The organism is Paenibacillus sp. FSL H3-0286 (genome assembly GCF_045040705.1).
Taxonomy (GTDB): Bacteria; Bacillota; Bacilli; order Paenibacillales; family Paenibacillaceae; genus Paenibacillus_AQ; species Paenibacillus_AQ odorifer.
The window spans coordinates 5,030,427-5,054,181 of record NZ_CP150285.1 but is presented as its reverse complement, the minus strand read 5'-3'; the positions used below and the strand labels follow the sequence as shown (position 1 = coordinate 5,054,181).

Genomic DNA, 23,755 nt, shown 5'->3' with positions numbered 1-23,755 from the left:
TTCTTGAAAGGTGTGAAGTCTAAAATGAGTACATTGCCGACAGAATACGAACGGACGGAAATCGGTGAAATCCAGATTGCTCCTGAAGTAATCGAGGTTATTGCAGGTCTGGCGACCGTTGAGGTTAAAGGTGTAGCAGGTATGAGCGGCGGATTCGCCGGTGGTATTGTTGAACTTCTTGGACGTAAGAATCTGTCCAAAGGAGTTAAAGTAGAGGTTGGACAACGTGAAGCTGCGGTGGATGTTTCTGTAATTATTGAATATGGCAATCGCCTTCCTGAAGTGGCTGCTGAAATTCAACGTAATGTTAAGCGCTCCATCGAGACTATGACTGGTCTGACTGTTGTGGAAGTGAATGTGCATATTCATGATGTGCAATTCAAGAACAACAACACTGTAGACAAGAACGAAGAAACTGAAACGATTCTTCGTGTGAAATAGCAGTCATCGTTCTTCCATAAACCCCCGACAGCAAAGTCGAGGGTTTACTCTAATTTAAGGAGGTTATGAGACTCGTGGCAAAAATTTTGGACAGACTTTTGCTGTTTGTCTACAGCTTAAGTATCGGAATACTATCTGTTATTGCCATCCTCCTCTTAAGCGGTGCGATTCCTAGAACTTTGGAGATTGAGAATGGACCAGCAGCTTATATTACAGCAATAATAGTAGCAGTTGTCTTGTTCCTTCTGAGCATCCGATTTTTCTACATCTCTCTGCGCCGTGATCGCGCTTCATTGCCTTCGGTCGATCAGCGTACAGAGTATGGGGATATCCAGATTTCAATGGAAACTATTGAGAATCTGAGTCTTAAGGCTGCCGGTAAAGTGAAGGGAATCAGAGATCTCAAGTCACGTATTCGTGTCTCGCAGGCTGGCCTTGAAATTACAATTCGTGCAGTAGTCGACGGTGAGCATTCATTACCGCTGCTTACCACAGAAGTACAACGTCAGGTGCATGATTTCGTGCAGGAGACAACCGGCATTCCGGTTGCTGATGTGTCTGTATATATTGCTAACCTCACGCAGTCTCCAAGCTTCAAAAGTCGAGTGGAATAGAGGTGAGTTTCCCTTATGTCTTGGAAAGAAGTATGGGAAAGTCACGGGGGTAGAATCGCCGGAGTGACTTTCGGCATTGGTCTGGGTTTGATTTATTTAATTTGCGGTTTTTGGGATATGCTGTTCTTTGCACTGGTAGTGTTCATCGGATATACGCTCGGCAAAAGAAAGGATACCGCGCAAGCGCCCCTGTTTCAATGGCAGGAGTTGGTTTCGCGATTATCCGGACGCTGGCGTCCCTTTAAGTGAACCGCGATAGTCTTTTTCCCGGAGCAGGAAACCGTAAGTTTGTGTTGTCCGTTGCCCCCGGAAGAAAGGCTTTGCGGTTTTTTTGCGACAAGGGATCGGTATATTTGCGAGCTTCCTCTGAAGGTATCTTCGCTTTGTGCAATAATCCTCACAGGATTAGGGAAAGAATGAATAAGTGTGAAGCAATATTTGGGTTGTAGACGTTGTTGCAGTACAAGTGAATATTTTAATGCGATATAAGATTTTAGGAGGAACACATGAAAAGACGTATAGCTAGAGAGATTATTGTCCAAAGCCTGTATCAGATGGAAATGAACGATGTGGAAAGCGCGGAAGCCGTAGAAATGCTGCTCGAGGAAGCTTCAGAAGAGAATGAAACCGAACGTGTAATCACGGACGAGATTCAGCTTAAACACTATGTGGTAGAGCATGTGAATGGGGTATGGGAGCACAAGGTAGCGATCGACGATATACTTGAACATTACCTGAAGGGCTGGCAAATGAGCCGTCTGTCACGTGTGGATCGTCAGATTCTACGTTTAGCAGCGTATGAAATGGTGTTCGCCAATGATGTGCCTGCGAAGGTTGCGGTGAATGAAGCGATCGATTTGGCCAAGCATTTTGGAACGGATGATTCCGGGAAGTTTGTTAACGGAGTACTCGGCAAGATGATCCAAGAGATAGATACTATTAAAGCTGACCATTCTTAATTTATAAACCATAGTAAAGTATATAAAAGGGGAGAGACTAACATGACAGCAGCAATCATCAGTGGTAAACAAGTATCCGAGGAAATTCGTATTAGCATTGCCCAAGAGGTTGCTGAACTGGCGAAACGCGGCGTAAAGCCCGGTTTGGCTGTTATTCTAGTAGGTGAAGACCCGGGATCTCAGGTTTATGTTCGCAATAAGGAGAAATCTTGTATCAGCTTAGGATTCCATTCGGAAGTGCATAAATTGCATGAATCCACTTCTCAAGAAGAACTTCTGGCACTGGTAGCAGAGCTAAACGGACGCGATGATATCGACGGAATTCTGGTTCAACTCCCATTGCCTAAGCATATCGAGGAGAAGGCTGTTATTGATGCAATCTCTGTGGAAAAGGATGTAGACGGATTTCACCCTGTCAATGTAGGCAACCTGGTCATCGGTGCCGACAGTCTTCTTCCATGTACTCCTGCAGGAGTAATCGAACTGATCAAACGTACAGGAACAGGTATGGCAGGTAAACATGCCGTTGTAATTGGTCGTAGCAATATTGTAGGAAAGCCAGTTTCCCTCTTGTTGCAACGCGAAAATGCTACCGTAACTATGTGCCATTCCCGTACAGCTAATATGCAAGAGATTAGCCGTCAAGCGGATATTTTGGTTGTAGCGATCGGACGAGCTAATTTCATTGATGCTTCCTATGTGAAGCCGGGTGCTGTTGTCATCGATGTGGGCATGAACCGTCTGGATAACGGTAAACTCGCAGGTGATGTTGATTATGAAAGTGCAAAAGAAGTTGCCGGATACATCACGCCTGTTCCAGGCGGGGTTGGTCCGATGACTATTACAATGCTGATGAGCAACACGCTGATTGCGGCTAAACGCCGTCACGGCCTGGAATAGGGGTAAGATTCATGGCGGCAGAGCGGCAGGTTTATTCGATCAAAGAACTCAACCGTTATATCCGCATGAAGCTAGACTCGGATAATTTACTTTCGGATGTGTGGATTCGCGGAGAGATATCCAACTTTACACATCATGGCAGCGGGCATATGTATTTTACACTTAAGGACGAGAGCAGCCGCATTAAAGCGATTATGTTCGCTTCTCATAACCAGCGGCTACCCTTTATTCCGAAAGAAGGCGCTCGGGTAATTGCCAGAGGTAATGTGACCGTTTATGAACGGGATGGGCAATATCAGTTCTACGCCACACATATGCAGCCTGATGGGATTGGCAGTTTATATCTGGCCTATGAGCAGCTGAAGAGCAAGCTTGAAAAAGAAGGCCTTTTTGCAGAAGCTCGCAAGCGTTCGTTGCCGCGGTTTCCGAAGTGTATTGGTGTGATTACTTCCCCAACAGGAGCAGCTGTACGAGATATTGTGATTACGCTTCAGCGGCGGTTTCCGCAGGTAGCTATTGTAATCTATCCCGTACTGGTGCAAGGCAAAGGCGCTGCGCCTTCGATAGTGAAGGCGATTGGTGCGCTGAACGCCATGGGTGAAGCCGACGTGCTTATCGTCGGCCGCGGCGGCGGTTCGCTGGAGGAGCTGTGGGCGTTCAACGAGGAGGAAGTCGCGCGAGCGATATCGGCATCAAGGATTCCGGTCATCTCGGCCGTCGGCCACGAGACCGATTTCACGATTGCCGATTTCGCCGCCGACCTCCGCGCGGCTACGCCCACAGCGGCCGCTGAGCTGGCCGTGCCTCATGCCGGCGAGCTAGCTGCGCAGCTTCTCCAGCTGCAGCAGCGGCTGCGCCAGGCGCTGCAACAACGCGCCCAGCGTGGACGCGAGCGCCACTCGGTGCTGCAGCGCTCGCTGGCGCTGGCAGGGCCGCGCCGCACGCTGATTCAGCACACGCAGCGGCTGGACATGCTGCGTGAGCGGCTCCAGCGCTCGGCGGATGCACGGCTCAGCCGTTCCCGCGAGCGCAAGGCGGTGCTGCATCACAGTCTGCAGCGGTTCCATCCGCGCGACAGTGTTGCCGCAGCACGTCAGCGCACGGACAGTCTGCGCCGTGAGTTAATGGGCGCTATGCAGGCTCGTTTGCAGGAGAAGCGATCTCGCTATGTGGCAGAGATTCGTCACCTGGATGCGCTGAGCCCGCTAAAAGTTATGTCGCGAGGCTACAGCTTAGTGTATGACGAGGCGGAAGAACATTTAATCAAATCGCTGACCGAGGTGCAGCTTGGCGATCTTGTGGTGATAAAGATGAATGACGGACAGCTGAACTGCCAAGTATGGGGGATGAAGGAGGATGGCAAAGACGATGACGAAGGAAGCGGAACTTGATTTTGAAGGCGCTATGGACCGACTGGAGGAAATCGTTCGTGAGCTTGAACACGGCGACGTTCCTCTGGAGAAGGCCATCGATTTATTTCAGCAGGGCATGAAGCTATCGCAGCTTTGCGGCAGCAAGCTGGAACAAGTAGAGCGTAAGATCGAAATGATTACCCAAGAGGACGGAGAACTGCGCAAAAAGCCGTTTGGTGCACGTCTGGAAGGGGACGCCGATGAATCGCTTTGAGAATGATCTGGAGGGAAGCTCCGCAAGTGAAAGCATGCGGCAGCCGCTGGAGGATTACATCGCATCGATAAGTGATTTGCTCTCACATGAGCTTGAGACTATTCTTCCCGCAGCGTGGACGGTTCCAGAAAATTTACAGCAAGCGATGAAGTATTCGCTAATGGCAGGGGGCAAACGCCTCCGGCCGCTGCTTGTGATCGCTGCTTGTGAATCACTGGGAGGCAGCCGTGAAGCAGCCTTGCCTGTTGCAGCCGCGATTGAGATGGTACATACCTACTCGTTGATTCATGATGATCTGCCTGCCATGGATAATGATGATTATCGGCGCGGCAAGCTGACGAATCATAAAGTCTTTGGTGAAGCATCAGCTATTCTTGCGGGTGATGCGCTTTTGACCCATGCTTTTTATAGTGTGGTACAAGCCTCCCGTAAATTTGGCATTCCTGCTGATAATGTTTTATCCATAGTGGAGGATCTGGCGGAAATGGCAGGTCCACGCGGCATGGTCGGCGGTCAGATTGCAGATATGGAAGGCGAGCAAGGACTAACAGATCTTGCGCAGTTGAAGTATATTCATCTGCATAAAACCGGAGATTTAATTATCTTTTCGTTGTTAGCCGGCGGACGTATCGCAGGGGCAACAGAGAAGCAGCTTGAAGCTCTGCGTGATTTTGGTACAAGCATCGGACTAGCTTTTCAAATCCAGGATGATATTCTTGATTTGGTTGGTGATGAAGGAAAGCTTGGCAAAAAAACAGGCAGCGATATCAAGCAGCAGAAGGTAACCTACCCTTATTTTATTGGGTTGGAGGAATCTCGTGCTGAGGTGAAGCAGCTTACAGAAGCAGCCCGAAATGCTGTGCTGAATGGCGGTTTTTACGACAACCAGCGCCTGCTGGAAATTGCAGATTATTTAATGGCACGTGATCACTAAGTATGAACTTTCGAAGCGGCTGTATTTCGACAGCCGTTTCGTTTGTGTTATAATGGTTTTTATATATTTTACAACATCTAGGAAAGCGGGGAACTATTCGTGCTGCTTCCACAAATAAATGATCCACAACAACTGAAATCACTGTCAGTCGAAGAATTAACTACTCTAGCAGAGGAGATTCGACGATTTCTGATTGAGAAGCTTACAGCAACCGGCGGGCACCTCGGTTCTAATCTGGGGGTGGTGGAGCTCACGCTGGCCTTACATTATTGCTACAACAGTCCTCGTGACAAAATGATCTACGACGTTGGCCACCAAGCCTATGTCCACAAAATACTGACCGGCCGTCAAGATCGCTTTGATACCCTGCGCAAATATCAGGGATTGTGCGGCTTTGTTAAGCGCTCTGAAAGCGAACATGATGTGTGGGAGGCTGGACATAGCAGCACCTCTTTGTCGGCAGCGATGGGGATGGCTATGGCTCGTGATCTAAAAGGCGAAGACAACAAGGTGATTGCCGTGATTGGTGACGGTGCGCTTACCGGCGGGATGGCTTTTGAAGCGCTTAACCACATTGGCCATGAGAAGCGTAAGCTGATGGTTATTTTGAACGATAATGAAATGTCGATTGCTCCGAATGTAGGGGCGATGCACAATTATTTAAGCAAAATTCGTTCGGACCGTCATTATTTGCGTGCCAAAGACGAGGTTGAAGGGCTGCTTAAGAAGATTCCGGCCATCGGTGGACGATTAGCGAAAACCGCTGAACAATTAAAAAACAGTCTTAAATATATGATGGTTCCTGGAGTATTGTTTGAAGAACTTGGCTTTACGTATCTTGGGCCAGTGGATGGACATGATCTGGAGAAAATGATCGACACCTTCCATCAAGCAGATAACGTGGCGGGTCCTGTGCTTGTGCATGTGCTGACGACCAAAGGCAAGGGCTATAAACCGGCTGAGACTGATTTTTATAAATCGCATGCTATTTCCCCTTACAAAATTGAGTCAGGTCAGGCACTTAAAGCTGTAGGTCCTCCAATGTACACCGAAGTATTTGGTAGTACACTGATTGAGCTAGGACGTGAAGATTCGCGTCTGATTGCAGTTACCCCTGCGATGCCAGGCGGTTCAGGTTTGTTTCCTTTTGCGAAGGAATTCCCGGATCGTATGATTGACGTGGGGATTGCAGAGCAGCATGCAGCAACCTTGTGTGCAGCTTTGGCTATGGAAGGGATGAAGCCGGTATACGCCGTGTATTCTACCTTCATGCAGCGTGCCTATGATCAGATCGTCCATGATATTTGCCGCCATAATGCCAATGTTATGTTCGCCATTGACCGTGCTGGATTTGTGGGTGCGGATGGTGAGACTCATCAGGGTGTGTACGATGTTGCTTTTATGCGCCATATCCCTAATATGGTTATGATGATGCCAAAAGACGAAAATGAGCTGCGTCATATGATGAAGACGGCACTTGAATATAATGACGGTCCAATTGCTTACCGCTATCCGCGTATTAATGGAACAGGTGTGGCAATGGACGCTGAACTGCATACCCTTCCTATAGGATCATGGGAACGACTGCGTATAGGAGAAGGATATGCTGTAGTGGCATGTGGTCCTATGGTTCAAGTGGCTGAAGAAGCCGCTGATTTGCTGAAGCGGGAAGGGATTCAGGTGGGCGTTGTGAATGCGCGTTTCCTGAAGCCGCTTGATAATTCCATGCTTCTGGATTTGGCTCATGCTGGAACCAATATGGTTGTTATTGAAGAGGCTTGCCAAGCGGGAAGTCTCGGCAGTGCGGTATTGGAGTTCTACGCGGAGCATGAAATTTATGACGCTCGTGTACATCTGATGGGTGTGCCCGACATCTTCGTGGAGCATGGCTCCATTAAAGAACAACGTCAGCAAACAGGTCTTACCGTAGAAGCGTTATGTGCACGTATCAAGTCCATGATGGCTCTAAGTGCTTATAATTACAAAACGACTTCGTCTTCCTAAGTGGAAGCCGGAAATTAGTAACCCTTGAACGATCGGGAGATGACCATGGAACACCGTAAAGAACGGATTGATGTACTGCTTGTGGAGCAAGGTTTTTATGAAAGCCGGGAGAAAGCTAAAGCTGCTATTATGGCAGGGTTGGTGCTCGCGGATGAGGAACGTATTGAAAAAGCTGGCATGAAGGTCTCGCGGGAGTCTACCCTTAAGGTTAAAGGCTCTGTGCATCCGTATGTCAGTCGTGGAGGCCTAAAGCTGGAGAAGGCTCTTCGCCAATTTAATATTGATCTTACCGGTCGGAACATGCTGGACATTGGTGCTTCCACTGGCGGCTTCACAGATTGTGCGCTTCAGAATGGTGTAAGCCATGTGTACGCCATTGATGTTGGCTATAACCAGCTGGATTGGTCACTGCGGAATGATGAGCGAGTGAGCGTTATGGAGCGTACGAACTTCCGGTATATGACACCTACAGATTTGCAGGGTCCTGTTCCGGACTTTGCCAGCATTGATGTATCTTTTATATCCTTAAAAATAATTCTCCCACCCCTCAAAGCCTTGCTGCAACGTCCAGCAGATATCGCTGCACTCATCAAGCCGCAATTTGAGGCTGGACGTGAGAAGGTTGGAAAATCAGGTGTGATTCGTGATTCCGCTGTCCATAAAGAGGTTTTGATTAATGTACTGACTATGGCTGCAGAGTTAGGATTCGGTCTCCATGGATTGACTTTTTCGCCAATTACAGGCGGGGAAGGCAATATTGAGTTTCTTGCTCATTGGAGACTGACGCCAGAAGTGGCAGAAGGCGAAGAATCATCCGTACAGCCGGCAGCTGCTGTTGCAGCAGTCATTCCAGTGGAGGACTTTCCATCCCTTGCTGATGAAGTGATTAAGCAGGCTACGGGTACTTTTAATGTGAGTTTTACTCATGGAAACTCCGCGCGCCGTTAGAGCTTTATGAACACCCCGTCAACCTCAAATGGTCAGCGGGGTGTTTTTTTTGAGCGGGAAGTCTGAAGAGTTCAACCTTGAAAATTCCTCTTCATCTGTTAAGATTGAGGGAGCAGATTTGCTCAAAGGGATTGAATTTATTAAAATAAAGACCCGGTATAAAATCCGGGTCTTTATATTTTGAATCTTTTTTTGGATTTACTGTGCTCGTTTTAATTGTAAATTGCTGAATTAGCGAATAATATCAATTATGCGGAAAGCTTATAAAAAGATAGCTTAGAAGCAGGATTTACCAGGGCTTCACGCGAATAAATCACCGAGGTGATTGATAGTGGCGGGTAGCTCTGACAAGGTCGTTATGGCGTTTATTGGGGTAGCATTATCGATTTTTATAATATATCGGATATATGTATGGCTGCAGAGTTCTCCGCGTTCTTTTATGAAGGATCAAATTCCGTTCAATAAAGTGATTATTCCACATCCCTCTATTGATATACTTGAGGATGAAGGATATGAGGTCGTTGGAGGGAAATTAAAAATCCCCTTGTCTTTCAACGTAAATGGGGCGCAGATGTATAGCCGGTTATTTATAGATTATGTGGCGACAAAAGAGGAAGGATCTTTATATTTAGTTATCCTTTCCAGACCACGCAAGCCTTTGGATTTCACTGGCAGTGGCTTACGTGATACCTTGCTTCCCTACCTGCTGATCTATCCGGAATGCAGCGGCGTTCTATATGTTAATGTAGCAACAGCATCGATCCATGTCATTAAGCTTGGCAAAGACGACGGAGAATCAAACTGAGTCCATATTTTTTATATACCAGGAGGCAACAATGAAGGGACAACGACATATTAAGATTCGTGAAATTATTACACAAAAGGATATCGAGACACAGGACGAGCTTGTGGAAGCCTTGCGGGAATCAGGTTTTCAAGTTACTCAAGCCACAGTATCTCGAGATATAAAAGAGCTGTTGCTCATCAAGGTACCCATGGATGATGGAAGATATAAATATTCACTTCCAACGGATCAACGGTACAATCCCATTCAGAAGCTTAAGCGCGTTCTTGTGGATAATTTTGTGCAGATCGATTCCTCGGCTAATCTTGTGGTGATGAAATGTTTACCAGGTACGGCTAACTCTGTCGCTGCTTTAATTGATAATATTGACTGGCCGCAAATTATGGGAACCCTTTCTGGTGATGATACAATCCTTATCATTTGCCGTTTACCTGAGGACAGCAAGACCGTAATTTCACAAATCATGGGTTATATTTCTTAATTATAATTAATCAGATGCCTGTCATCTTCTCGGAGGTGCTCTATTAGTGTTAGAAACCTTGTCTATACGCAATCTTGCCGTCGTTGAGGCGGTAGATGTGCATTTTTATCCTGGCTTCCACGTGCTTACGGGGGAGACCGGGGCAGGTAAATCCATTATTATTGATGCGCTTGGATTGATTGTTGGAGGCCGCGGTTCTGCGGATTCCATTCGTTATGGTTGTGAAAAAGCGGAGATGGAGGCGCTCTTCAGTCTTCCCAGCGGTCATCCCGTTTGGGAGACTTTGGAGCGTCTTGGCATTGAGGCCCAGCGCGAGGAGCATCTTATTATACGACGCGAGCTTACCTCTCAAGGTAAAAGTACATCACGTGTAAATGGGCAGATGGTCAATCTTACCATGCTTCGCGAGATCGGCGAGCAGCTGGTTAATATACACGGCCAGCATGAGCACCAGAACTTGCTGAAGGCGGAACGGCATCTGGGACTGCTGGATACATACGGAGAACCGATTATTGGTCCGCTAAAGGCAGTTTTTCAGGAAAGGTATTCTGCCTTCGCGAAGGTGGAGAAAGAGCTGCGAGAGCTGCAGGAATCCAGCCAGAAGGCATACCAAATGCTTGACTTATATCGTTTTCAGCTTGAAGAAATTTCATCCGCCGGATTAAAACCGGGAGAAGATGAATTACTTACCGAAGAACGGGTCAAACTATCCCACAGTGAGAAAATGATGGATTCCGTATCGGGTGCATATGAGCTGCTTTACGACAGACAAGGCTTGGAATCGATCGGTAATGTTATTTCCAGACTTGAGGATGCAGTTCGTTACGATGAGAAGGGTCTGCGAACAGTGCTCGAACAGCTGCAGTCCTCATATTACCAGCTAGAGGATGCTGCTTTTCAGCTTCGTGATTACCGGGAAAATATCGAGTTCAATCCGATGCGACTTGAAGAAATCGAGAATCGTTTGGATTTGATCACTGGACTCCGACGTAAATATGGAGAAAGTGTAGAACAGATTTTGGCTTATTATGAACAAATTCACCGGGAAACTGATTTGCTTGAGAATAAAGATGAATATCTGGAGAAACTGACGGCGAAGCGCGATTCGTTGCTGTCTGTATTAATGGAAGCAGCTACGGAATTAAGTGAAGCACGAAAGCTTTGTGCTGCTGATCTGGCCACCCAAGTGGAGGGTGAGCTCAAAGACCTTCAAATGGAAAGAACCTCGTTGCAGGTCAAATTGGACAGGCTGGAGGACCCGCGTGGAGTCGAATACAATGGTCGGCGTATTCGCCTCACAAGACAAGGGATAGACAGCGCAGAATTTATGATATCCCCTAACCCGGGCGAACCCCTGAGACCGCTTGGCAAAATCGCCTCTGGTGGTGAGCTGTCGCGTATTATGCTGGCAATGAAAAGTATTTTTGCGCGCCATGATGCAATTCCAGTTCTGATTTTTGACGAAGTGGATACTGGTGTCAGCGGCAGAGCTGCTCAGTCCATCGCAGATAAGCTGTTTAAGCTGTCCTCTACCTGTCAGGTGTTCTCCATTACTCACTTGCCGCAGGTGGCTTGTATGGCTGACCATCAGTACTTAATCCGCAAAAAGGTTGAGGATGGAAGAACCATGACTGAAGTGGAATCCCTAACGAACGATGGACGTGTAATGGAGCTGGCCCGGATGCTGGGTGGCGTAGAAATTACCGAAAAAACATTGCATCACTCGCAGGAAATGCTTAATCTGGCCGAGGCAAGTAAGGCTGCAACAAGCTAAGCGGAGCAATGATTGACAGTAATAAAAGCCTGGGGGCAAGGTTATCTTATAGGTACGCAATTGGCGACCACCTTTTTCGTCAAGCGAAAGAAGCAAAAGGGAGCGTGACAGCCATTGAAGCCTAACCTCAGGAAGTTAATGCCAGGCCTTTTATTTGCCTTCTTTCTTAGTTTATCGGGCATAACGGGAACAAATCTAAGTTCTGCTGCACCACTGCAAGGTGAACCAGCCAAGGTGACTGCACAAGGAATTCATTCCGAGCTTAAGGTGATCCCGGGAGGTCAAACGATCGGTGTGAAAGTGAAATCAGCAGGTGTTTTGGTTGTTGGTCATCATCTGATTGAAGTATCCGAGAAAACTAAGCTTTCCCCAGGAGAGGTCAGCGGTTTAGTGCCGGGTGATCTGATGATCTCCATGAATGGTGAGAAATTGGACGAGTTGTCCAAGGTGGCCAAGCTGGTGGATCGTGCTGGTAAAGCGAATAACCCCTTGACTATTGTCTTCAAACGCGGAGGTAAAGAGCATACAGCTAAGTTAAAGCCCGCGTATGACATTCATGACAAAGTGTGGCGGTTAGGCCTGTACATTCGTGATTCAGCAGCGGGTGTCGGCACATTAACTTTTTATGCTCCCGAGCAAGGTGTATATGGAGCTTTGGGACATGTGATTACAGACATGAATACCGGTACTCCAATTGTTGTAGGCAGTGGTCATATCGTTCAGTCCAGTGTCACCTCCATATCCAAAAGCCAGGATGGCGATCCGGGCGAGAAACGAGCGCATTTTTTGAAAGAAAGCCAAGTGCTTGGAAATGTGGAGAGCAATACTGACTTCGGCATCTTCGGTAAAATGAGCTCCAATCCCGAGCACAGTCTTTACAAAGAACCGATCCCCGTGGCGATGAGCGATCAAGTCAAGGAAGGTCCTGCTGAGATCCTAACTGTAGTTGATGGTCAGCAGGTGGAGCGGTTTAAGGTTGAGATCATTCATGTAGCACATCAGCAAACGCCAGCCACTAAAGGAATGGTGCTGCGGATCACTGATCCACGCCTTATCGATAAGACAGGCGGTATCGTCCAAGGCATGAGCGGAAGTCCTATCGTACAGGATGGCCGCCTCATCGGAGCCGTAACTCATGTATTTGTAAATGATCCTAAGTCCGGTTATGGGTGCTTCATCGAATGGATGCTTCAAGATTCAGGTGTGACCAAACAGGAGAATAGGTATTCATTAAATCTTAAGGCGGTTTAGCCTTAAGATTTTTTGTCGAACGATTACGAAGAACCTCGAACATTGAGATAAAATATTTAATTATAATCCAACACAGAAAAAAAATAAAGAAAAATAATTTTCGACAGAAGGGAATTCGATCTCCATGTCGAAAACGTAAGAGACAAGAAAAAAATGTTATTTTCGAATAGCAGATATAATTAAGGAGGAAGCAGCCAGTGCAGAATATTGAAGTGTTGTTGGCCGATGATAACAGGGAATTTACGAATTTGCTTTCCGAGTACATTTCTGAGCAAGAAGATATGACCGTAACGGGTATCGCCTACAATGGTGAAGAAGTGCTTCAAATGCTTAGCGAAGCGCGTAAAATTCCCGATGTTCTTATTCTTGATATCATTATGCCGCATTTAGACGGCCTAGGTGTATTGGAACGTCTACGTGATATGGATCTGAATCCTCAACCGAAGATCATCATGCTGACTGCTTTTGGTCAGGAGAACATCACTCAAAGAGCTGTACAGCTTGGTGCATCCTATTATATTTTGAAACCGTTCGATATGGAGGTCCTGGCAAATCGTGTACGTCAGCTTGTCGGCTCTCAAGGCAGCATGAGCTCCTCCTCCAACATGTACAATTATTCGTCGACGTCCAGATCGAATGTAGTGCCGCTCTCTAAGGGCAAGAACCTCGACGCTAACATTACCTCGATCATCCATGAAATCGGTGTCCCAGCGCATATCAAGGGCTATCAGTACCTGCGTGAAGCGATCACCATGGTATATAACAATATCGAGATCCTTGGTGCGATTACGAAGACGCTCTACCCAGCAATCGCTGAGAAGTTCAAAACCACGCCTTCACGCGTAGAACGCGCGATCCGCCATGCGATTGAAGTCGCTTGGACCCGTGGCAACATTGACTCCATCAGCCATTTATTCGGCTACACGATTAATATCTCCAAATCTAAGCCTACTAACTCGGAATTTATTGCCATGGTAGCCGACAAGCTGCGGATTGAGCATAAGGTTAGTTGAAAGGGTTAGGGGCAGTGCGGGGTACAGTCAGTATAAAATCGATAAACTTGTTTTGAACCGATAAACTTTTTTAAATCTCGCCCGATAAACCTAAATGGTTTATTGGGTTTTGTTTTTATTTAAAGATTAGCCATCTTATAAATGGTGAAACTCAAGCAGGGGCTTAGAACAATCGGGCGAGCTGGTTAAATAAACCAATCTTCTATCAGATATAGGGAACTACATTTGTGAGTTAAGTCGGAGGAATCTTCATGAATTATTACGAATCAGGTGTTGAAAGAATTAAGAATATTAATGCGAATTTATACATTGGAATTTCAAAAAAAAGATACGAAGAAGTAAGATCTAGAGGTGAATATGAAGCAGATGCTAATTTGATTGCAGAGTATTACCGTAGAGTCGGCGTGTTTTTGCAGTTTATCTCTAAGGAAGCAGCAAGTATATACATAGGTATGGATATGTTATTAGGTTTTAAAATGGAGGAAAATGAGTGGGACATTTTCTTAGAAACGTGTCCGAATTTTAATAAAATTGATATTATGCTTATGAAATTAATAAGTATACATTATTTACGCTGGTGCTCTTTGCTTGATGCGCGCGACAATATCGCATTACAGTTTCCAGATATATATGAACCGATGATCAAATTATTTGAGAGAGGTGGGGGACGGATTAATACCCATCACCACGAACTGGTTGGTGGATTTGGAGCTTTTTCACGCTCTATTTATGCAAATAGAGGAGATATGACCCCTTTTGATATAAGCGATGTTGCTCTAGAAAATATAATTAAGGAAGTAGAACTAGCAGAAGGTTACTTAGCGGACTATAAGAACGGAAATTTATCAGAAAATAATTGTATCCGCTGTGGTAACAAATTATTGATCCTACCAAACTTATCGGATTATGGTTATCAATGGTATAAAATTAAATGCGAGACCAAAGACTGTTTTGATAAAAATTTCTCATGATACTTCATTATAGTTATATCAACCAGAGAGGTGAAGAGAAGTTTGGCAAAAAATGTGTTGGGAAAGATTTTTAATGATAAGTGAACCACTGTCCCGGCATGAGCTATCAATAAAATCAATGCAGTAAAAAGACACTGAGATCTATTCATCAGTGTCTTTAATGTGGATACTTTTCCACCAACATTTTATTTCATCGTTCTTGTAATCATTTCATTCAGAAGGTTGGAATTTAAAGTAACTTAATCAGCTCTTCTAGCTCGTCAACCATACCTTTTGCAAGTTCAAAATTATTGTCTTTTAAAGCTAATTCTATTTTCATTTCAACTGCTTTTTTATTTTGTTCATTTTCTAAATAATCTTTATCAAAATGACTGGCATAAATCATCTTTCTGAATTTTCGCATACTCATTTTTCTAATCGTCTTCTCGTCAATGATTAGTACATAATCCATACCATTTACTACAGAATAGAAATCATGAGAAATCATGAGAATTGCACCTTTATAATCTTCAATGGCTTTCTCCAGTGCGATTTGTGTATAGGTGTCTAAATGGCTTGTCGGTTCATCAAGAAGCAATAAGTTTGCTTTGCTAGCAGAAACTTTCGCCAATTGCAGTATATTTTTTTCGCCACCAGATAAAGATTCTATCTTTTGAGTAAGAATTTCTCCTTCAAAGCCATAGTTTGAAAGATGTGCTCTAATCTCGTCATAAGTTGCAAACCCAGCATCGATGAAGTCTTCTAGTATGGTATTAGAATCCTTTAGCACTTCGTCTTGAAGCTGAGAAAGATAAGCCACTTTAATATCAGCATTTATTTCAATTGAATCATGATTATTTTTAAAGATATCTCGGAGTAAAGTCGTTTTCCCGGTACCGTTTGGACCGATAAGGGCTACTTTATCTGTAGGTTTCATCTCAAAGTTAACATTTTCTAAAATCAACTCATCAAAGGAAACACTATAATTATTCACATTTAAAACAGTGATGTCTTCTTCAAATTCATTGTCCACACCAAAACTGATTTTTGGTTGCTTAATATCAACGAATGGCGCTTTAATTTTTCGCGCTTCCAATCTTTCTTGAAACTTAACCCTAGCTTTTAACGCTCTCCCTCTAGATGCTTCTGAATTATAGGTTGCGATCGCTCTAAGATTATCAATAATGTTATCGTATCTCTCTATTTCTTCTTGTTCAGCGACTGCGATTTCTTGTAACTCAATTTTCGTCTGAAGTAATGAGAAGTTATACTCAATATATCGCCCATCGAACTCTTGGATCTCCATGTTTTCAAGGTGTATAATTTTGTTAAAACAATGATTCAATAGATAACGGTTATGCGTAACAACTAGCAATATTCCTTTGTGAGCATTAATCAGATTTTTAAGTGCATTTAGGTTTTCAAAATCTAAAAATACATCGGGCTCATCCATAATCATTAAGTCTGGGCTAGTCAGCATTTCCTTCATCACTTGAATAAGCTTGAATTCTCCACCACTTAGGTCGGATACCCTAACATCTTTTAGCTTCAAGAGGTTGGCTAAATTTAGTTTCTTATTAATATTGCTTTCAAAATCATTTCCATCCATTAAATCAAAGGCATCTAGAGCTAATTGATACTTTTCGAGTAATGAATCAATATCTGATGATGTTTCCATTTCAGTGAGAATCGCTGTTATTTCATTTTGTATCTTAATAAATTCTTCTCCTATATATTCAAAAACGGTTGTTTCTTTAGATTTGTCTAGTTGCGAAAACTGACTTACATACCCGATTTTGCAGGTGGGGTCCATCTCTAGCGTGCCTTCGAACAAATATTTTTCTGGATCCATAAGGATATCGATCAATGTACTTTTACCACTGCCGCTTGTTCCTATAAAAGCGCAATGTTGTGCTTCTTCAAGCGTAAATGAAATGTTTTTATATAGTTCTTTTTGCGGGAATGCGAAGGATAAGTTATCAACTTTTATCATAGTGTTACCTTTCTTAACTAAAAATAGTGACTATTATAAGATGTATTGAAGAGTACAGATTTTGAGTTTACCGTTGATAGAGTAACACTGTTTACAAGCAACTTCAATCATTTCGCATTAAAGGTATCAAAATCATCTGATAATACAATCTTACAGACTAATAAATTATGGTCATAAAACCTATAAATACCTAATGGCTACAACTCGGAATTGATTGCCTTGGTAGAAGATAAGCTGCAGAAAATATTCCATTTAATGTTATAGTGGAGTTAGTAGGGTAAATCCTTTGTTATTTTAGATACGTACATGCTTGAATTTATTAAGGCTTGCCCTATATTTATATTTATCGTAGTGCTTCTGACTATACTAAATCTACGGCTATGATACGAGATGAGATAGCTATGGGTGGTTTAGAGAAAGGTTCAATTGGCCTTGTAATTAATAATACGCAAGTTTTAAAAGATGCTAAAACATTTTCAGTGGTGATTGACAGTAAGACTCGTGAGTATGAATATACAGGTGGAAAATATCTAATTATAAAAGATAGTAGGATTTGGAATCCGACTGCTCAATTAAAAATTATTTTCTCAAATGATAAAAACGAAACAATATTTGAATCAGATTATTAAAGAAGATTTATTGGTGTTTACTACTATTTACATATTCTTATTTTGCTGATTTTCTATTACATGAGTATCACTTGAAAATACATATAAGAACCTTCTTTGCGTATAACCTTCATGCGTAATCAACAAAGTAATTACGTAGATTATGATGATACTTATCTTCAAAGTTAAATTGGTAAACAAATAAGGAGAACTCTTTATGACAATCCCATCAGGAATAACACGTGAACACGTAATCAGTGGTAAAATATTCCTTGGCTATCTTTGTTTATGTTTATAAGAACAAGAGTCATATAAAGTGAATTTGAAAGTGGGAGAATAGTTTATGGATTTAAAGAAAATTAATTCTTTAACAAAGTACCCAAGCATTCTTACATATCATCAATTAGGTGAACGAGGTCGGTTAAATGATGTTTTAACGGAGTCAAGAGGCTTCGCAGAATTAGACGATGTTTTTGTTTACGAAAAAGTAGATGGTGAAAATTCAAGGATCATTTTATTAAAAAATGATGATAACGAAGTTGATTATCTAATTGGTTCCAGAGAAGAATTGTTATATGCAAAAGGAGATAGAATCGGTAATCCTTATGGGAACATTGCGGAATTTCTTAAGCCGTTAGCAGAAAAAGTAATTGCAGATATCCTTCTTGAGGGTGACTGGGCATTAACCGTAATTTATCAGGAATCTTATGGAGGGAAAACTAAAGCATCCAAGAACTATTCTGACAGAAAAACTCAAGGGTATCGTGTATTTGATGTGTTCTCCTTGAATAAGGATGAATTATATAGACTTCTTGAGTTATCGCAGGAGAAAATTGCGATGTGGCGTGATCACGGAAATCAACCATTTTATGATGAAATTGAGAAGAAGAGATTTATTGAAAGTATTGATTTGCAGTCTGCACCACTTCTTGAAACCATAAAGGGTTCCGAGTTTCCAACTTCTCTTGAGAGTACATATTCTTATTTAAAAAGATTCGAAAACACGCAAGTAGGCATCGACGCATCAGGCAAATCAGAAGGAATCATTGTTAGAACAACGGATCGTAAACAAATTAGAAAAATACGGTTTGAAGATTATGAAAGAACGCTTAGAAAGTAATAGCTGGAATTATTATCAATGCTGATATTTTCAGAATTTAGCATAAGGTTCCTTAAGAGATGGCAGTTGTGAACAGCCCTCAAAATACTGCTTATTCATTGGTCCAAAACCAATAAATATGCGGTATTTTTTTGTGCAGTTTTGATCCAATTAGATAAATCCCTATCGACTATAACTAATACCATGTCCTTGCCATTCGCAAAACCTCCCCACTTCACAAAACATACACCCATTTGGCAAATAATGTTTGACATGTGAGGAATGTCACTGATAAGATGATGTAAATTAAACCTAGTTGAATAATCGGATAAGGTTCTTCAGAGGATTTCATTATTTTTTTAATCTGAATACCTATTAAATACATAAGTATAGTTTAGTTTAAATTTATCGGAAAGGGTGAATGGAGTGTCGGAGGAAACACTGGTTATCGAACATTTGAATAAAGTATTCGCCGCGCCTGCAGGTGATGTTATCGCATTAAGCAATATTCAGCTGAAGGTGAAAAAAGGCGAGTTGATTACGATTATAGGTCCCAGCGGCTGCGGAAAAAGTACCTTGCTAAAAATTGTGGCAGGATTGGATACGAGCTATAGCGGCACGGTTCTACTGAATGGCAAACAGATCGACGGTCCGAGTATTGAGAAGGGATTTATTTTTCAAGAACCAAGACTTTTTCCGTGGTTGACGGTGGAGCATAATATTGCAGCAAATTTATCGCTTAAAAATCCAGAGGTTCGCAAAAAAGTAGATGAATTGATTGAACTTGTACGATTAAAGGGTTTTGAGAAATCCTATCCACGTGAGCTGTCAGGCGGGATGGCCCAACGAGTATCTATTGCTAGGGCGTTGCTCCGTAATCCGGATGTATTATTACTCGATGAACCTTTTGGCGCACTAGACGCTTTTACTAGATCACATCTGCAAGAGGTACTTCTTGATATTTGGCAGAGCAATAAGACGACTATGTTATTTGTGACTCATGATCTGGATGAAGCTGTATTCCTGGGTGAGCGGGTAGTCATTATGAATCCCCGACCTGGGCATATTCGCAATATTCTTCCCATCGATTTACCGTTTCCGCGAAAAAGATCCAGTACTTCATTCCAAGAGCTACGTCGACTGGTGCTGAGTGAGTTTGAGAAGGTTGAAGAACCGGCAATCGATGTTGGTGCTGGTATCTAGATAAAGAGAGTCCATTTTTTATAAAAAGGGGAGAAATGATCCATGAAATTATTTCGTAATTCACTACTTCTTATGTTTGTTTTGACTGTATTTGCAACAGGCTGCGCTTCGAATGAAAAGAGTGCGGGAAAGAACGACGCCAACAAATATGAAGGTGTGACCATTAAGATTGGCGTGCAGGGCAGCGGGGGGATGTTTGGTAAAGCCCGTGAGGAAAAATGGTATGAGCAAGAATTTGATAAGCTGGGCGTAAAAGTAGAATGGACGGAATTTCAAAGTGGACCCCCAATGACAGAGGCGATCGCTTCTAATAAGTTGGACATAGCGACTCTTGGTAACATGCCGGTGATCGCAGCCCAAGCTGCGGGTATTCCTATTAAGATTATCTCACAAGTATTAGAAGGTACGAATAACGTTGCTCTTCTTGTACCTGGTAGTAGTACTGCTCAGAAACTGGAGGATCTGAAAGGCAAGAAGATAGCTGTTACAAAAGGCAGCAATGCTTACAACTTCCTTTATCGCGGTATTGAGGAATCAGGTCTTAAAGAAGCAGATTTTGAGATTATCCAGCTACAGCCTGATGAAGCACAACCTGCATTTGAAACCGGTGGCGTTGATGCATGGGCTACATGGGATCCGTATATTACTCTTAACGCATTGACCGGTAAAGGGAAGGTTTTGACGGATGGTGAGCAATTGGGTGTCTTATCTCCTTCTTTTGTGATCTCCCGTTCAGCGTTCGCAGAGAAATATCCAGAACTAGTTACGCTTTATTTAAAAGTAACCAACAAAGCTATAGCTTGGGAGACAGATAATCGCGCTGAAGCGACTGAAAGATATGCAGCTGAGCGGAACATTCCGGCAGCGGTAATCGAAGGTACGTTTGAACGTTCCCAGATGATCAACATTCCAATTAGCGATGCTGTTGTTGAAGAATTGCAGAAGACAGCCGATTTTCAATTTAATATTAAGAACATCCGTAAAGAGATTGAAGTTTCTAAAATAACAGACAATCAATATATTGAAGCAGCACTGAAGGAACCTTTGAAGTAACGGATGAAACCACAGATGTAGAAAAGAGGTTGTTTACATGCAATTCAGTGCTGAAAAAGCTGTGATCTCGCCACTAATTCATAAGAAGAATCCAGTAAAGAAGCGCGGACTTTCCATCCAAACGACGAATGTATTGCTTGGACTTATCTTACCAATTGCTTTACTCCTGATTTGGGAGATAGCCGGAGCGATGGGAAAGTTAAATCCTATATTGCTGCCAAGGCCAAGTGAAATATGGCGGGAACTGGTTAGCTTGACCGCGTCCGGTGAGCTGGCGAAACATTTAGGCATATCTGCTTGGCGGGCACTGCTTGGTTTCTTAATAGGGGGAGGGCTTGGCTTAGCGGCGGGTTTGTGGGTAGGCTTTTCATACAAAACAGAACGTTTGCTGGATCCGTCGCTGCAAATGCTGCGCACGCTGCCCCATTTAGCAATCGCTCCACTTTTTATTTTGTGGTTCGGATTCGGTGAAACCTCAAAAATATTGTTGATTGCCAAAGGTTCATTTTTCCCATTATACGTGAACACATTTCTAGGAATCCGTTCGGTGGACAACAAGTTGTTTGATGTTGGGAGAGTACTGCAATTCAGTAAATGGCAGATGGTGAGTAAGTTAATTATTCCAGCCTCACTGCCCAACATCTTTTTAGGTATCCGTTTGTCTGTGGGCATAGCTTGGCTTGGACTTGTCGTAGCGGAGATGATGGGCTCTAGCTCAGGTGTTGGCTATCTAATCAATGACGCGCGATCGTTTTCTTTGACCACAGTGGTATTTGTTGGGATCATCGTGTTTGCTGTAGTAGGTAAACTGTCAGATTCATTAGTGAAGCTGTTGGAATCGAGATTGCTAAGATGGCAGGACAGTTATAGGGGAGATAAAGGATCATGAGCAATCACCTATCCAGTAATAAAATAGAGCGTCACGACGATGGTTTAAGCTGGATTCCAAAAAAACTGCATGGTTGGATTGTACCTCTAGCTCTAGTGGTGATTTGGGAAGTGGCAGCTGCGCTCCATCTAGTCTCTGCGACGACATTGCCTGCTCCATCTACCATTATTGCGCAGTTCTTTTCTTTAATAGCTAGCGGTGAGCTGTTTCGACATCTGGGGATTAGCGCCTATCGGGCAGGGCTTGGCTTTTTATTGGGATCTGCTACTGGACTGCTACTTGGCTTATCTACAGGACTTGGGAAGTTGGTAGAGCGTACACTGGATCCATCTTTACAGATGCTTCGGACGATTCCATTACTTGCCCTTATTCCGTTATTCATTTTGTGGTTTGGTGTAGGTGAATTTTCTAAAATACTAATGATTTCATTAGGTGCTTTTTTTCCAGTTTATCTGAACACTTTCCTAGGAATTCGTAATGTTGATATCAAGCTTGTTGAAGTATCCCGTATTTTCCAATATACAAGATGGCAGTTGCTTAGCAAAATGATTATTCCGGCTGCAATGCCTAATATTCTACTTGGTATTCGCTTATCACTTGGTGCATCGTGGCTTGTACTCGTCGTAGCGGAGATGATGGGAACAAGTGCGGGGATAGGCTATATGATTCAGGATGCCAGAGCTTATTCGCAAACAGATATAGTATTCGTTGGAATTTCAATCTTTGCAGTGATAGGAAAACTTTCGGATTCCGCAATTCGATTGCTGGAGAGAAGATGGCTGCATTGGCGTGATACATTCAAAGGTTAACGAACTCTAGAATTCGAAAGGCAGGGTCATTATGGGAACCAGAAAAGATCAGCTACATTTAGGTGCATTTATTTATTATTCAGGACATCATCATTATGGCTGGCGTCATCCGGAATCGGGAGCGGATAAGATCTTCAATTATAAATTTTATCGCGAATTGGCAAAAACCGCCGAGCGTGGGAAGTTCGATATGATGTTTTTGGCGGATTTGTTGTATGTGATGGGTGCGGATCAAGCAGCTTCGGGTATGCTGGACCCATTGACGCTGTTGTCAGCCCTTTCGACAGAAACAGAAAAACTCGGATTAACGGCTACCGTATCGACCACGTATAACGAACCTTATAATGTGGCTCGCAAATTTGCTTCTTTAGATCATATTAGTGAAGGCCGAGCGGGTTGGAATATTGTCACCTCCCAGCTTGATGTGGAAGCTTATAACTATGGGAAGCCGGAGCATCCAGAGCACGGACTTCGGTATAAAATGGCACGTGAATTTGTTGAGGTGGCAACGCTTCTCTGGGACAGCTGGGAGGATGACTCTTTAATCGTCAACCGCGAAGAGGGACAATTTGCTGACGCGAAGAAGATCAAAGAAGTGGAATACAAAGGGGAGTGGTATTCTACAAAAGGAACCCTCAATGTTCCTCGCTCACCTCAAGGGTATCCTGTACTTATTCAAGCCGGATCTTCTGGTCCAGGACAAGATTTTGCAGCTAGTTTTGGAGAGGTGATCTTTACGGCACAGCAGTCGCTTGAAGCGGCTAAGGCCTTCTATGAAAGCGTCAATTCCAAATTAGCAGATTATGGCCGTGAACGTGGTAGCTTAAAAATTATGCCGGGCTTGTCTCCGATCATTGGAGCGACCGAAGAGGAAGCCCAAAGTAAATATAAAGAACTGCAGGAGTTGATTCCTCCTGCCGCTGTTGTTGGTATGTTGTCTGGCATGTTGAGGTTTGACCTGTCCGAATACCCAGTAGATGGACAGCTGCCTGAGATTCCTGATCCAGTAGAAGCATCAAATGGAATGAAAAGCCGGGTTCAGCTGATTATGGATATGGCTCGTAAGGACAAATTATCGATATTAGAATTAGGCCGCCGTTTGCTTGGTGCACGCGGACATATGCAGTTTGTTGGAACCTATGAACAATTGGCAGATTTAATGCAATTGTGGTTCGAAGAGTACGGCTGCGATGGATTTAATATTATGCCACCAGTACTGCCGGGCAACTTGGATGAATTTGTGGATCATGTTGTGCCCATCTTGCAAGCACGCGGCTTGTTCCGCACTGAGTATACGGGGAGTACCCTTCGTGAACATCTAGGATTGGAGCGTCCGGATATTCGTCATTTTCAGAATCGTAGAGTGGCTGAAATAGGGGCTGGTAAATAAGGTGATCATCG

At 43.6% G+C, this 23,755-nt stretch carries 24 protein-coding genes; 23 read left to right on the top strand and 1 reads right to left on the bottom strand.

Translation table 11 applies throughout. The annotated features are described in order from the left end of the window. The first annotated feature begins 24 nt into the window (after positions 1-24). From MHB37_RS22805 to MHB37_RS22730, 16 genes are all read left to right on the top strand, one after another. Positions 25-441: an Asp23/Gls24 family envelope stress response protein gene (locus MHB37_RS22805; protein ID WP_076129649.1), complete on the top strand. Its 417-nt coding sequence runs from the start codon at positions 25-27 to the stop codon at positions 439-441. Between the two features lie 74 nt (positions 442-515). Continuing rightward, positions 516-1,055: an alkaline shock response membrane anchor protein AmaP gene (gene amaP / locus MHB37_RS22800; RefSeq protein WP_036682827.1), complete on the top strand. Its 540-nt coding sequence runs from the start codon at positions 516-518 to the stop codon at positions 1,053-1,055. Between the two features lie 15 nt (positions 1,056-1,070). Beyond that, positions 1,071-1,304 carry a DUF2273 domain-containing protein gene (locus MHB37_RS22795; RefSeq protein ID WP_036682825.1) on the top strand — a complete coding sequence of 78 codons (234 nt, stop codon included), beginning with the start codon at positions 1,071-1,073 and terminating at the stop codon, positions 1,302-1,304. Positions 1,305-1,561: 257 nt separating this feature from the next. Continuing rightward, positions 1,562-2,014 carry a transcription antitermination factor NusB gene (gene nusB, locus MHB37_RS22790; RefSeq protein WP_036682824.1) on the top strand — a complete coding sequence of 151 codons (453 nt, stop codon included), beginning with the start codon at positions 1,562-1,564 and terminating at the stop codon, positions 2,012-2,014. Between the two features lie 42 nt (positions 2,015-2,056). Next, the gene (folD, locus tag MHB37_RS22785) at positions 2,057-2,914 is read left to right on the top strand and encodes a bifunctional methylenetetrahydrofolate dehydrogenase/methenyltetrahydrofolate cyclohydrolase FolD (RefSeq protein WP_341164166.1); all 858 of its coding nucleotides are present in this window, start codon (positions 2,057-2,059) and stop codon (positions 2,912-2,914) included. Between the two features lie 11 nt (positions 2,915-2,925). Continuing rightward, entirely contained in the window at positions 2,926-4,305 is a 1,380-nt protein-coding gene (xseA, locus tag MHB37_RS22780; RefSeq protein WP_405168569.1) for an exodeoxyribonuclease VII large subunit, read from the top strand. Beyond that, positions 4,283-4,540: an exodeoxyribonuclease VII small subunit gene (xseB, locus tag MHB37_RS22775; protein WP_036682818.1), complete on the top strand. Its 258-nt coding sequence runs from the start codon at positions 4,283-4,285 to the stop codon at positions 4,538-4,540. Before xseA ends, xseB begins: the two co-directional genes overlap by 23 nt. Further along, positions 4,527-5,474 (top strand): polyprenyl synthetase family protein, encoded by a 948-nt coding sequence (locus tag MHB37_RS22770; protein WP_076129651.1) that lies wholly within the window; start codon positions 4,527-4,529, stop codon positions 5,472-5,474. The genes xseB and MHB37_RS22770 overlap by 14 nt, the downstream gene beginning before the upstream one ends. Before the next feature lie 99 nt (positions 5,475-5,573). Further along, the gene (dxs, locus tag MHB37_RS22765; RefSeq protein WP_405168568.1) at positions 5,574-7,478 is read left to right on the top strand and encodes a 1-deoxy-D-xylulose-5-phosphate synthase; all 1,905 of its coding nucleotides are present in this window, start codon (positions 5,574-5,576) and stop codon (positions 7,476-7,478) included. Between the two features lie 45 nt (positions 7,479-7,523). Then, on the top strand, positions 7,524-8,426 hold the full coding sequence (locus MHB37_RS22760) for a TlyA family RNA methyltransferase (RefSeq protein ID WP_341164164.1): 903 nt from the start codon (positions 7,524-7,526) through the stop codon (positions 8,424-8,426). 331 nt (positions 8,427-8,757) lie between these two features. Further along, the gene (locus MHB37_RS22755; RefSeq protein ID WP_232061423.1) at positions 8,758-9,231 is read left to right on the top strand and encodes a hypothetical protein; all 474 of its coding nucleotides are present in this window, start codon (positions 8,758-8,760) and stop codon (positions 9,229-9,231) included. Positions 9,232-9,262: 31 nt separating this feature from the next. Beyond that, positions 9,263-9,712 carry a transcriptional regulator AhrC/ArgR gene (gene ahrC / locus MHB37_RS22750; RefSeq protein ID WP_036682813.1) on the top strand — a complete coding sequence of 150 codons (450 nt, stop codon included), beginning with the start codon at positions 9,263-9,265 and terminating at the stop codon, positions 9,710-9,712. A gap of 46 nt (positions 9,713-9,758) precedes the next feature. Then, positions 9,759-11,486, top strand: a complete 1,728-nt coding sequence (gene recN, locus MHB37_RS22745; protein WP_076129654.1) for a DNA repair protein RecN — start codon at positions 9,759-9,761, stop codon at positions 11,484-11,486. 138 nt (positions 11,487-11,624) lie between these two features. Continuing rightward, positions 11,625-12,737, top strand: coding sequence for a SpoIVB peptidase (gene spoIVB / locus MHB37_RS22740; RefSeq protein WP_081383394.1), 1,113 nt, complete (start codon positions 11,625-11,627; stop codon positions 12,735-12,737). Between the two features lie 197 nt (positions 12,738-12,934). Continuing rightward, entirely contained in the window at positions 12,935-13,750 is an 816-nt protein-coding gene (gene spo0A, locus MHB37_RS22735) for a sporulation transcription factor Spo0A (protein ID WP_036682806.1), read from the top strand. Between the two features lie 251 nt (positions 13,751-14,001). Continuing rightward, entirely contained in the window at positions 14,002-14,721 is a 720-nt protein-coding gene (locus MHB37_RS22730) for a hypothetical protein (RefSeq protein WP_076129467.1), read from the top strand. Positions 14,722-14,950: 229 nt separating this feature from the next. On the opposite strand, the gene MHB37_RS22725 is transcribed toward MHB37_RS22730, so the two are convergent. Then, complete coding sequence (locus MHB37_RS22725; RefSeq protein ID WP_341164162.1) at positions 14,951-16,693, bottom strand: ATP-binding cassette domain-containing protein; 1,743 nt, start codon at positions 16,691-16,693, stop codon at positions 14,951-14,953. Positions 16,694-17,094: 401 nt separating this feature from the next. On the opposite strand from MHB37_RS22725, the gene MHB37_RS22720 reads away from it, so the two are divergent. The 7 genes from MHB37_RS22720 to MHB37_RS22690 all read left to right on the top strand — a co-directional run bounded on the left by MHB37_RS22720 (position 17,095) and on the right by MHB37_RS22690 (position 23,744). Next, positions 17,095-17,322 (top strand): hypothetical protein, encoded by a 228-nt coding sequence (locus tag MHB37_RS22720; RefSeq protein ID WP_405168567.1) that lies wholly within the window; start codon positions 17,095-17,097, stop codon positions 17,320-17,322. 322 nt (positions 17,323-17,644) lie between these two features. Further along, on the top strand, positions 17,645-18,421 hold the full coding sequence (locus MHB37_RS22715) for an RNA ligase family protein (RefSeq protein ID WP_076129470.1): 777 nt from the start codon (positions 17,645-17,647) through the stop codon (positions 18,419-18,421). A gap of 405 nt (positions 18,422-18,826) precedes the next feature. Further along, positions 18,827-19,603 carry an ABC transporter ATP-binding protein gene (locus MHB37_RS22710; protein ID WP_076129471.1) on the top strand — a complete coding sequence of 259 codons (777 nt, stop codon included), beginning with the start codon at positions 18,827-18,829 and terminating at the stop codon, positions 19,601-19,603. A gap of 42 nt (positions 19,604-19,645) precedes the next feature. Then, a complete protein-coding gene (locus MHB37_RS22705; RefSeq protein ID WP_076129472.1) occupies positions 19,646-20,656 on the top strand; it encodes an aliphatic sulfonate ABC transporter substrate-binding protein in 1,011 nt (336 codons plus the stop codon). 37 nt (positions 20,657-20,693) lie between these two features. Beyond that, on the top strand, positions 20,694-21,545 hold the full coding sequence (locus MHB37_RS22700; RefSeq protein WP_076129473.1) for an ABC transporter permease: 852 nt from the start codon (positions 20,694-20,696) through the stop codon (positions 21,543-21,545). Beyond that, positions 21,542-22,354 carry an ABC transporter permease gene (locus tag MHB37_RS22695; protein WP_076129474.1) on the top strand — a complete coding sequence of 271 codons (813 nt, stop codon included), beginning with the start codon at positions 21,542-21,544 and terminating at the stop codon, positions 22,352-22,354. The genes MHB37_RS22700 and MHB37_RS22695 overlap by 4 nt, the downstream gene beginning before the upstream one ends. A 31-nt stretch (positions 22,355-22,385) precedes the next feature. Continuing rightward, on the top strand, positions 22,386-23,744 hold the full coding sequence (locus MHB37_RS22690; protein WP_076098651.1) for an LLM class flavin-dependent oxidoreductase: 1,359 nt from the start codon (positions 22,386-22,388) through the stop codon (positions 23,742-23,744). Positions 23,745-23,755 lie beyond the last annotated feature (11 nt).

What these genes read in the sequence shown, in the direction of transcription:
- MHB37_RS22805 (WP_076129649.1), top strand. Translation starts at nt 25, where the DNA reads ATGAGTACATTGCCGACAGAATACGAACGGACGGAAATCGGTGAAATC.
- MHB37_RS22795 (WP_036682825.1), top strand. Translation starts at nt 1,071, where the DNA reads ATGTCTTGGAAAGAAGTATGGGAAAGTCACGGGGGTAGAATCGCCGGA.
- nusB (WP_036682824.1), top strand. Translation starts at nt 1,562, where the DNA reads ATGAAAAGACGTATAGCTAGAGAGATTATTGTCCAAAGCCTGTATCAG.
- folD (WP_341164166.1), top strand. Translation starts at nt 2,057, where the DNA reads ATGACAGCAGCAATCATCAGTGGTAAACAAGTATCCGAGGAAATTCGT.
- xseA (WP_405168569.1), top strand. Translation starts at nt 2,926, where the DNA reads ATGGCGGCAGAGCGGCAGGTTTATTCGATCAAAGAACTCAACCGTTAT.
- xseB (WP_036682818.1), top strand. Translation starts at nt 4,283, where the DNA reads ATGACGAAGGAAGCGGAACTTGATTTTGAAGGCGCTATGGACCGACTG.
- MHB37_RS22770 (WP_076129651.1), top strand. Translation starts at nt 4,527, where the DNA reads ATGAATCGCTTTGAGAATGATCTGGAGGGAAGCTCCGCAAGTGAAAGC.
- MHB37_RS22760 (WP_341164164.1), top strand. Translation starts at nt 7,524, where the DNA reads ATGGAACACCGTAAAGAACGGATTGATGTACTGCTTGTGGAGCAAGGT.
- ahrC (WP_036682813.1), top strand. Translation starts at nt 9,263, where the DNA reads ATGAAGGGACAACGACATATTAAGATTCGTGAAATTATTACACAAAAG.
- spoIVB (WP_081383394.1), top strand. Translation starts at nt 11,625, where the DNA reads ATGCCAGGCCTTTTATTTGCCTTCTTTCTTAGTTTATCGGGCATAACG.
- MHB37_RS22730 (WP_076129467.1), top strand. Translation starts at nt 14,002, where the DNA reads ATGAATTATTACGAATCAGGTGTTGAAAGAATTAAGAATATTAATGCG.
- MHB37_RS22725 (WP_341164162.1), bottom strand. Translation starts at nt 16,693, where the DNA reads ATGATAAAAGTTGATAACTTATCCTTCGCATTCCCGCAAAAAGAACTA.
- MHB37_RS22720 (WP_405168567.1), top strand. Translation starts at nt 17,095, where the DNA reads ATGGGTGGTTTAGAGAAAGGTTCAATTGGCCTTGTAATTAATAATACG.
- MHB37_RS22715 (WP_076129470.1), top strand. Translation starts at nt 17,645, where the DNA reads ATGGATTTAAAGAAAATTAATTCTTTAACAAAGTACCCAAGCATTCTT.
- MHB37_RS22705 (WP_076129472.1), top strand. Translation starts at nt 19,646, where the DNA reads ATGAAATTATTTCGTAATTCACTACTTCTTATGTTTGTTTTGACTGTA.
- MHB37_RS22700 (WP_076129473.1), top strand. Translation starts at nt 20,694, where the DNA reads ATGCAATTCAGTGCTGAAAAAGCTGTGATCTCGCCACTAATTCATAAG.
- MHB37_RS22695 (WP_076129474.1), top strand. Translation starts at nt 21,542, where the DNA reads ATGAGCAATCACCTATCCAGTAATAAAATAGAGCGTCACGACGATGGT.
- MHB37_RS22690 (WP_076098651.1), top strand. Translation starts at nt 22,386, where the DNA reads ATGGGAACCAGAAAAGATCAGCTACATTTAGGTGCATTTATTTATTAT.